This is a genomic window from Dietzia sp. DQ11-44, assembly GCF_014145205.1.
Taxonomy (GTDB): domain Bacteria; phylum Actinomycetota; class Actinomycetes; order Mycobacteriales; family Mycobacteriaceae; genus Dietzia; species Dietzia natronolimnaea.
The window spans coordinates 1-9321 of record NZ_JAALEC010000028.1 but is presented as its reverse complement, the minus strand read 5'-3'; the positions used below and the strand labels follow the sequence as shown (position 1 = coordinate 9321).

Genomic DNA, 9321 nt, shown 5'->3' with positions numbered 1-9321 from the left:
CGATGCGGTCGGCCAGGCGGGCGCGGTCGCCCTTCTCGGCCTGCGCCTGCTCGACCAGCTCCACGATCGTGGTCAGCGAGTTGTCCGTGCCCGCCGCGGTCGTCTCGACCTCCAGGGCACCGGCGGTGTTGATCGCCCCGGCCGACACCGCGTCGCCGGGCTCGACCTCGACCGGGATCGACTCGCCGGTGATCGCGGAGGTGTCCAGGCTCGACCGGCCCGTGCGGACGATGCCGTCGGTCGCGATCCGCTCACCGGGGCGCACCAGCATGAGCAGCCCGACCTGGAGGTCCTTCGCGGCGACCTCCGCGGGCGCGCCGTCCCGCCGGATGGTCGCGGTCTCCGGGACGAGCTTGAGGAGAGCCCTCAGCCCGCCGCGGGCGCGGTCCATGGCCTTGTCCTCCAGCGCTTCGGCGATGGAGTACAGGAACGCCAAGGCGGCGGCCTCCTCGACGTAGCCGAGAATCACCGCGCCGACCGCGCTGATCGTCATCAGCAGGCCGATGCCCAGCTTGCCCTTGAACAGCTTGCGGATCGCGCCGGGCGTGAACGTCGACGCGCCCAGCAGCAGGCCGATCCAGAACGCCACCAGCGCCGGGACCTCTGCCCCTGTCCATTCCAGGACCAGGCCCGTGCCGAAGGCGACGCCGGAGAGCACCGGGACCATGATCCCGCGGTCACGCCACCACGGACGCTCCCGCTCCTCCTCGGCCTCCTCGCCGACCCGGGTCTCCGGCTCGTCGCAGCCGCACGCCGCGCTCACGCGCCCGCTCCCGTCCCGCAGCAGCCCGGCACAGTGCACTCGGCGTCCACGCACGGCGCGTGCTCGTCCACGGCCAGCGTCACGTCCACCAGCGCCGTGAGCGCCGCCGCGAGGTGCGGGTCGGCGATCTCGTAGCGCGTCTGCCGACCCTCGGGCTTGGCGACCACGATCCCGCAGTCGCGCAGGCACGTCAGGTGGTTCGACACGTTCGAGCGCGTCAGCTCCAGCTCGCGCGAGAGCACGGCCGGGTAGCTCGGCCCGTCCAGCAGGGTCATCAGGATCCGGGAGCGCGTCGGGTCCGCCATGGCCCGGCCCAGCCGGTTCATGACGTCGAGGCGAGAAGCAATAGTCAGCATGCACTGAACTATACAGTAGTGGCTGACCTATTGTCACTCTGGGGAGTTCTGCCGCACGCGCTCCGCGCGCTTGCCCTCGGGAGCTGGGGTCACCTCCGCCAGCGGGGCCATGACGGCATCCCGCGGCCCTTCCACGTCTCCGCGAGGCCGACGACCCAGCGGGCGGAGGCGAAGAGGGCCCGATCGTCACGGAGTGGCGAATCCGCAGCGCTCGCCGGCCATCGCCGACGGCCCTCAGGCGACTACAAATCGCGGGGGCGTTCGGCAAGCTCAATGAGCCCTGGATCGTGGCGGTCCAGGGTGCGCACGTTGTTGACCGCCCGGGACACCGGACGGGTCCGCAGGGTCGACGCGACCGTGCGGGACTCGACGTCGAGCAGGTCGAGCAGATCGCCGGCCTGGTCCTTGTTGATCTTCTCCGGGTCCAGCCAGGTATCCCACGCGGCCGGGGTGAGAAAGACCGGCATCCGGTCGTGGACCTCGCCGGCCGCATCCTCCCCAGTGCGGGTGATGATCGTGAACGTCGTCCGCCACTCGGTGTCCTCGCCCTCCCGGTGGAACGCGAGCAGGCCAGCAGCGAGCAGGAGCTCGTCGTCCGGGCCGTGGACGTAGCTCGGGTTCTTGACCGTCTTGCCAGCCTCGACGGCTTCCTGCCACTCGAAATACCCGGTCATCGGCACAAGGGCACGTGCCGAGGCGAATGAAGAGCGGAACATCCCGTTCGTCACCACACCCTCGAGGCGAGCGTTGATAGGCCGCGGACCCCGCTCTTTCGCCCACGACGGACGCAGCCCCCACGTGGGCAAGAACGTCTCACGCACCCGCTGATCGTCGGCCAGGCGATCCCGCACCACCGGAGCCCGCGTGCGAGGGGCCACCGAATAGGCCGGCGACCACTCAAAACCCGGTTCAACGCCGTCCAGCGCGAGGACGTCGACCAGATCTGCGCCGGATACGGCTACCGAGTACCGACCACACATGCGGGAGACAGTAGCAAGCGAGAGCGAGATCGGACGCTGACCTGCACAATTGACGGAACGCGACTTATCGGCGCTTTGGACCTGGCGGCGGTTAGCTACAAGGAGCGCGGAAACGAGACCGGCCAGGGGTTAACGCCTGTCGTCGGTTGCCTCAGCCATTCGCTCCGATCACCTGCGAACGGTCAAATAAGAGGGTGGCATCCCCGTTGGCCCCAGTTGAGCTGCCCGAAGTCGGTCGGGACGAGTCGCTTTCCGGTGAAGTGGTCACCGGCGAGTAGGCGTTCTCCCGCAAGACCGCCAGCACGTGGCGTGTCTGAGCCGGCCGCCGCCGGCGGCGAAGAAGCCCGGGACGAGCGGATAACGTGCAGGGCTGCGCACGGTGGGCAACAGACGGGCTGCGAGCCTCGGTGCCGCCGGTTACTCCAGCGTCCGACCGGCGCCGTCCGTCAACCGAGCACCGACCCTAGGTCAGGCCTGGCGTGGCCGGGTCACGATGTGGAGGACGCGGACGGTCTCGTCGCCCACGGCTTCCCACTTGGAGCGGATGCGGGCGGGGTAGAAAATCGTGTCTCGCGGCTTCAGGCGATGGATGGTGTCGCCCTCGATGATGACGTTGAGCTGTCCCTCGATGAGGTAGGTGGCCGCTGGTGAGGGGTAGTCGAACCACTCATTGTTGTTCTGGTCCTTGGTGAACTCCATCTCGGAGATCTCGAAGGAGTGCTGTTCGGAGCCGCCGACCAATCGAACCGGGACACTGGACTGCTCAGTGCCGGCGACGATGCGGCCCTCCTCGGCTCGGATGACGGTCGCGCCAGGCTGCGGGGCGACGGCTGGGAGGAGGTCGCCGGGGGTGATGTTCAGGGCGGTGGCGATCCGGTAGAGGCTCAGCATGGAGGGTGAGGCGTTGCCGCTCTCGATCTTGCTGAGGAAGGGCTGCTTCATGCCGGCGGCGTCGGCGAGCTCGCGCATCAGGAGACCGCGCTCGGTTCGCCAGTACTTCACGCGCTCGCCGACGGCCTGAGCAACGGCGTCGGAGACGGCTTCCTCGGATTCCATGAGAACGAACTCCCGGGCTCGGGCGGGGACGACGGGCGACGGTGCCTGCAACATCGACTTCTCTCTACGGACTGCGGTGCCCAGCGGGCGTCGGAAGTCTACCGACCTGTCTCACTGCCACGGTGCGCGCGAGGGCTCTGGCGTCGTTGACAGAGGCCTCGCCCGCACCGTGGGCTGACTCAGGCGGACTTGTTGATCCGGAAGACGTTCTTCTCGGGGTCGAGCAGCACCGCCTGCCAGGCGTCGTAGTAGGTCCGGAAAGGTTCCTTGCGGTAGGTCGCGCCCGCTGCGACGGCGGCTGCGGCGAGGGTGTCGACGGCCTCCTCGGAGTCGACCTCGAAGGTCCAGAACGACGGCGCGGAGGCCGACAGGTCGCTCTCGGGCAGGTTGAGCAGCTCGTAGGCGACGGGGGTGTTGAAGCCGAGGATGGTTCCTCCGAGCTGGAGGGCCCGGAAGTAGTCGCCCTCGAGGTAGGTGACGTGGTCCAGGCCGAAGAGCTCGGCGTAGAAGTTGGAGACCTCGTCGACGTCTTGGCAGACCAGGGTCACGAACGAGAGCGCGACACCGGCCTTGGTGTCGGGGTTGGCGTCGGGGACTGTCTCGGTGTTCACGTCGGTGCTCACTTCACGGTCGCCTGGATGGCGCGCTGACGCAGGTACTCCCCGGCCAGGACGGCGTCGTAAGTGGTGCCGCTGCCGATCGGGGCGGGCATCGTCTCAACGATGGCGTCGACGTTGGCGTCGCAGAACTGGATCAAGGAGATCAGCTCCTCGGCCGGCGCAGACTCATGCGGTGGCAGGACGCGGTGGCGGGTGGAGCGCCACCGGTCGCCGGTCCAGCGGGCGAGGAGGTCGCCGATGTTGACCAGCAGGGTTCCCTCGACGAAGGGCGCGTCGAGCCACTCGCCGTCGTCGCTGAGCTGGACCTGGAAGCCGCCGTAGCCGGGCTGGCGGTCCAGGAGGGTGAAGATGCTCCAGTCGGTGTGCGCGCCGACGCGGAACTGGCCGGGCTTGGGGACGCCGGTCTCCTCCAGGGAGGGGTAGCGGTTGATGTTGAGGGTCCGGGTGCCGTTGGCGCAGCGCTCGATGAACCACTCGCGGCCGAGCCCGAGGGCCTCGCCGCACATGCGAAGCAGCTCGTCGTAGAGCCCGTACATGGCCTCCATGTAGGTGGTGGCGAGGAGCTCGAGCTCGGGCACCTCGTCGGGCCACACGTTCGGGGCGAAGGCGGTGCTGTCGAGAGTGGGGTTGCCCGTGGCGTACGGGCGGCCCATCGTCAGGCTCTCCTTCATGTCGGGGGTGGCCTTGTCAGCCTCCTCGCCGGCGAAGGAGTTCGCCTCCTTCCCGCTGGGCAGCCAGCCGCGGCCACCGACGGTGGTCTCATAGCGAGCCTTGGTCTCTCGCGGCAGGGAGAAGAAGGCCTTGGCGGCGCTGCGGAGGTCGGCCGCGAGCTGCGGGTCGACGTCGTGGTTGGCGAGCATGAGGAAGCCGGAGTCACGCAGGGCCTGGTCGACCTTCGCGGCGGCGGCGGCCTGGACGCCGGCGTCGCCGGTGCGCCAGTCGGCGAGGTCGATCAGGGGGATGACGTCGGTCAGTGTGTTCGACATGGGCTGGGTCTCTTTCCGGGTGGGCGTGGGCTGGGTTCAGGCGTTCTGGGCGGCGAGGACGCGGGCGGCCTCGCGGACGGCGGCGGTGTTGGCCTTGCCGTACTGGGAGCCGTTGAGCTTGGCGGCGATGTGGTCCTTGACCAGGATGGGCTCGTAGGCCAGTCCGCCGTCGGCGTCGAGACGGCTGGGCAGGGTGGAGATGGTGGCGTCGATGTTGCCGTCGTGGAAGAAGGCCACCGACCGGCGGCGCTGGATGGTGCCGTCGATGACCGGGGGCTTCACGCGGTGCAGGGTGGAGAGCCACTGGTCGTTGGTGAGGCGGGCGGTGAGGTCGCCGAGGTTGACCAGGAGCGCTCCCTCGATGGGCTGGACGTCGTGCCAGGTGCCGTCCTTGGCGAGGACCTGGAGGCCGGCGACCTGGTCGGCCCACAGCACAGTGACGATTCCGAAGTCGGTGTGCTCGCCCATCCCGGTCAGGTCGCCGTCCAGGGAGACGTCGGTGCCCTCGGGGAGGGCGTAGTTGTTCATCCGGAGCACGTCGACGGAGTGGTCGGTGAGGTAGTCGAAGAAGCCGGAGTCCTCGCCCAGGGCGTCGGCGAAGATGGTGGTGAGCGTGCGCGCGACGCGTGCGGCGTGGTCGTAGTAGGCCTCGACCTTGGTGCGGAACCCGTCGACGTTGGGCCAGGTGTTGACGCCGTAGTCGTCGTCGGAAAGGTCGAGGCGGTCGAACCAGCCGGCCTCGGCGCCGACGTTGAAGGCCTCGAAGAAGTCGTTCATGCGGGTCGCGGACTCGACTCCCAGGCTGAGGCTGAGCGACTCGCTCTTGGGCGGGCTGTAGCCACGGTTGCCCGGCACGACGTAGTCCTTCTTCTCCTCCAGGGGGAGGACGAAGAAGTCGTCGACCGCCTCCTTGAGGCCGGTGACGACGGAGTCGGGGACCTGGTGGCCGAGGATCTGGATGAATCCCACGGCGGCGCAGGCCTTGTCCATGGCGCGGGCGACGGCGGCACGCTCTTCGGCGGTGCCGGCGCTGGTGTAGGCCGAGATGTCCACGACGGGGACCTCGAAGGCGGGGGTGTTCATGTGCTCCTCCATTTCAGTTCGGTAGTCGCAAGTCTTGTCGGAATGTGTATTCATCAAGGGAATGTAGAGTTACGTTTCTGTGACACCGGACGTCGTCTCTTCGGCGCGTGTCTGGCTCAACTGGCTGCGTAGGTGCGACGCAGCATTTCGGCGAGGTGGTCGCCGGTCGTGATGCCCGGGCCGGGCTGCTCGTTCTCGTCGAGGACCGTAGGGACTGCGGTGACGACGTAGTCGTAGTCGAGGTCGAAGAACGTCGGCACCGAGTATCGGCGGACACCGGTGGTGTTGAGCACGCGGTGGGTGTTGGACAGGTAGAGCCCGTTGGTGAGCTTCGGGACGAGGTCACCGAGGTTGACCACGAAGGTGCCGGGGATGTGTGGGGCCCGGACCCACTCGCCATCGGCGTTGAGGACCTCCAGTCCGCCGACCTCGTCCTGGTACAACCTGGTGATCAGGCCCCAGTCGGTGTGAGCGCCGGCGCCGAGCTCGTTCCCCTCGCCGACGCCGTCCTGCGGGGGGTAGTGCAGCAGGCGGGTGGTGATGACGTGGTCCTGGAAGCCTTCGTCGAAGTAGTCCTCGTCGAGCTCGAGGGACAGCGCAACCAAACGGACCAGGTGCCCGAGGACCGCCATGCGGTCGCGGTAGGCCTCAAGCGTGGCACGGAGCTCTGGCATGGCCGAGGGCCAAAGGTTCGGACCGTGGTTGACCAGACCCCGCTGGACCTTGGGGTGTTCCGCCGGGAGGTCCCGTCCGATCTGGAAGCCTTCCTTATTGTCGGGCCGGGAGCCGGCGTCCGTTCCTTTGGGGTACAGCCCACGAAACGGCGGTGGCCGATCATTTGCCGCATCAGTCCCTACGGTAGATCCTGGGCTTGACGAGCAGTAATGATGAGACAGTGCCGTACTTTTGACCTGCACACTTGACGGAATCTGACATTATCGGCGCGAGAAGACCGCGTTAGTGAAAGCGTCACTCAAGCGTTCGGAGCTGGTGAGTGAGTCGGGGCATCTCTCGGGCGCTGGTGGCCAGCCTTCGGCATCTCGCCTCCGCCCTCGGCGTCACCGAGGCCCAGATCGTCTTACCTACCAGTATCACTCGCGTTTTGGTCCTCGACCGAGTAGACGAGACGCGCGCCTCCCCAAGGCCCGCGCGCCAATCTTCGCTGCGAGCACTCGCTGACCGCCCGAAGCGGGCATTATCTCCAGCGGTGTAATCGGGGACTGCCAGAACACTTCTCCCAGTCCTGCATGTGCTGCCCAGTTGACGCGCATGCAGATATCGGCGACGTAGGAGTAGGACTCGTAACCAATCAAATTCGTGCGTCCGTTATCAATCCAAACGTGAGAAGCGAGCACTCCGATTCCTCGATCGAAACGAGTGCCACCGTCGAGTGCCATCGCGCGGTACGCCAACGAAGCAGACTCTTGGCGAGCAAGCATCAGCCGGGTATCCACCAGGTCGTCACCGTCTAAGAAGGCTGCAAACTCCGGAGGCGGCGCAAACCCAGCCTCTGCCATCCAACAGCCGAAGTTTTTCACTGCGTAGCTCCCGAGGAACCGAGCCGACTCTTGCCATGACCCGCCGTAGACCTGTCGCCAATCCAACGACTGAGCCCGGGAAAGTTCGTCTGCATTCGACTGAACAAAATTGACGTACACGTCGTAAGCCTCGTCAAATGGTTGGCTTCGCTCGTTATTGCACTTGCGGCAGAGGATCTTCGAAAATTTCACGGCTTTGCTGTTCGGGCCGCGTATTGAGTACAGCTTCTCGCCACTACGACCAAGATAGAGCCCTTCGTCGCCCCACATCCGGCGAAGAACGCTTGCCTTGTGACGATGCTCCTGACTGTCCGCGATGCTCCCGCACCACCAGCAGACCCCCGTCTGGTCCTGGCGCAGGCCCTCAAGAGCAGCCTGGTCTGCCGGTCTCGGTTCTGTCATACGACAAGTATGGCGGTGAAGCCGTCGCTCGAACGCCCACGAGCTGAGCAACTTGGAACGGCGAGCTACACCCGGACCCGCGATCACGGGTCTCTCACGTGAAGGAGAAGCCCAGCTGTCCTTCGTCGCCCTCATCGAAGCCGGGCTGTGCACTCGAATAATCTGGCCTGCGTTGGGAGTCCTTTGTCCCGTCCGGCCAGACGGCACCGGCGGAGGCAAGCATGTCTCGAGACGCCAGCGAGACGGACATGATCTCATCCAGCAGTTCCACCTGCGCTTCCTCGAGCCCGACCAGGCGGGTGAGCACCGACAGCAAGTCAAGAAGCTCGCTGGTCCACTCGGGCGGCCAAGACGAGACATGTACATCGTCGAGGGGACTGGACTTCTTTCCTCCTGGTTCGGCCTTGCGGTAGCCGAACCACGACCGGAGCACGTTCTTTCCTCCCACGGTGTACTCCCACACCGCAGGACTCACCGGGCCGAATGCGCCACCACCGAGTCGCACCTCACCCGTGGCCTCATTGAATATCATCTCGGATGGCATCTCAGCTATCGCCGCTAAATTCATCACCCGACGAGAATCTCCAGCCGCGAGCCGCACATCGCCGGCTGGACGCCCGGACTCTGGGTCAACGAACGTAGCGCCATAGGTGTGCAGCCAGGCAACCTCCATCCCGAGCGTGACGGCTCGTTCGAAGAGCTCCGGACTGGTCGTAAACGGCACTCGGATGCCCGGGGTAGTCAGCTCGTCTGCGAAACGCGCGGTAAACCCGGGATGGGAGAGCACCCCCGCTAGCCCCGCTGATTCACGGAGCGTGAGGATTGCTGCTGTCGGGTGACGGCGGGATCCATTTCGTGGGTGGGCGTGCAGGAGTGCCGGCTGGCGCTGCCGGTGGGCGGGTCTCCGGTGGTTCTGTCGTGGGCGGGTGGGTGAGGTTAGGCCGGTTTTGGGATCGCGGCGATCGTGTTGAACACTGCGACGATGGCAGTCGCCCAGGGCCACGTTTCGGGAATCTTCACGCGCCGCCGTCGGCCGCTTCGGACCAGCCGGGCTGCCACGTGGAGGAAGCGGTAGCGCAGCGCTTTGGGCTCGCACAAGGCCAGAACTGCGGCGTCGCCGGTGCAAGCGAGCATCCGGGTCCAGGCCACCAGATCCGCGGCGAGCATCACCGCCACGAGCCAGGCCTGGTTTAAAGCGAACTCCCGCGAGGGCAGACGGCCCAGGCCGGTGTCTTTGGCGTGTCGGATCCGGTCCTCCACTCGGGCGTGAGCCCGGTGCCTGGCCTCGAGGAACTGCAGCTGACCGGTGGCAGTGTTGGTAACGAATGCTTGGTAGCGCCACCCGTCGATCTCCTCGAACATCGACAACTGAGCACCCGGGTGGGGCCGTTCGCGGCGGACGATGACTCGCATTCCGTCTGGCCACTTGGCGAGCATCCTGGGGCTGAGAAAGCCGGTCAGTTCGGCAACCTCGGCCCCGTCTCGGATGTCGCCGGAGGGATTCAATGCCGGCCCCCACGCAGCCTCTGGGCAGATC

Annotated in this window: 10 protein-coding genes and 1 pseudogene; all 11 read right to left on the bottom strand. The window is 66.7% G+C overall.

All coding sequences use genetic code 11. The features are described from left to right. Positions 1 to 763: pseudogene (locus G6018_RS00870) on the bottom strand (cation-translocating P-type ATPase); the annotation flags it as partial. Continuing rightward, on the bottom strand, positions 760 to 1119 hold the full coding sequence (locus tag G6018_RS00865; protein WP_182638483.1) for a metalloregulator ArsR/SmtB family transcription factor: 360 nt from the start codon (positions 1117 to 1119) through the stop codon (positions 760 to 762). The pseudogene G6018_RS00870 and the gene G6018_RS00865, both read right to left, overlap by 4 nt. 242 nt (positions 1120 to 1361) lie before the next feature. Continuing rightward, positions 1362 to 2099 carry an SOS response-associated peptidase gene (locus G6018_RS00860; RefSeq protein ID WP_182638482.1) on the bottom strand — a complete coding sequence of 246 codons (738 nt, stop codon included), beginning with the start codon at positions 2097 to 2099 and terminating at the stop codon, positions 1362 to 1364. Positions 2100 to 2567: 468 nt separating this feature from the next. Then, complete coding sequence (locus G6018_RS00855) at positions 2568 to 3209, bottom strand: helix-turn-helix domain-containing protein (RefSeq protein WP_071934950.1); 642 nt, start codon at positions 3207 to 3209, stop codon at positions 2568 to 2570. Positions 3210 to 3334: 125 nt separating this feature from the next. After that, positions 3335 to 3766, bottom strand: a complete 432-nt coding sequence (locus tag G6018_RS00850; RefSeq protein WP_042329013.1) for a VOC family protein — start codon at positions 3764 to 3766, stop codon at positions 3335 to 3337. An 8-nt stretch (positions 3767 to 3774) separates the two neighbouring features. Next, the gene (locus G6018_RS00845) at positions 3775 to 4761 is read right to left on the bottom strand and encodes an isopenicillin N synthase family oxygenase (protein ID WP_182638481.1); all 987 of its coding nucleotides are present in this window, start codon (positions 4759 to 4761) and stop codon (positions 3775 to 3777) included. Between the two features lie 36 nt (positions 4762 to 4797). Next, positions 4798 to 5844, bottom strand: a complete 1047-nt coding sequence (locus G6018_RS00840; protein WP_132064280.1) for a 2-oxoglutarate and iron-dependent oxygenase domain-containing protein — start codon at positions 5842 to 5844, stop codon at positions 4798 to 4800. 116 nt (positions 5845 to 5960) lie between these two features. Next, positions 5961 to 6518 carry a 2OG-Fe(II) oxygenase family protein gene (locus G6018_RS00835; protein WP_132064281.1) on the bottom strand — a complete coding sequence of 186 codons (558 nt, stop codon included), beginning with the start codon at positions 6516 to 6518 and terminating at the stop codon, positions 5961 to 5963. A 417-nt stretch (positions 6519 to 6935) separates the two neighbouring features. Further along, positions 6936 to 7784 (bottom strand): hypothetical protein, encoded by an 849-nt coding sequence (locus tag G6018_RS00830; RefSeq protein ID WP_141244306.1) that lies wholly within the window; start codon positions 7782 to 7784, stop codon positions 6936 to 6938. A gap of 94 nt (positions 7785 to 7878) precedes the next feature. Then, on the bottom strand, positions 7879 to 8571 hold the full coding sequence (locus tag G6018_RS00825) for a type ISP restriction/modification enzyme (protein ID WP_182638480.1): 693 nt from the start codon (positions 8569 to 8571) through the stop codon (positions 7879 to 7881). A 149-nt stretch (positions 8572 to 8720) separates the two neighbouring features. Beyond that, positions 8721 to 9321: transposase (locus G6018_RS00820; protein WP_182638479.1), on the bottom strand; the 601-nt coding region annotated here is incomplete at its 5' end.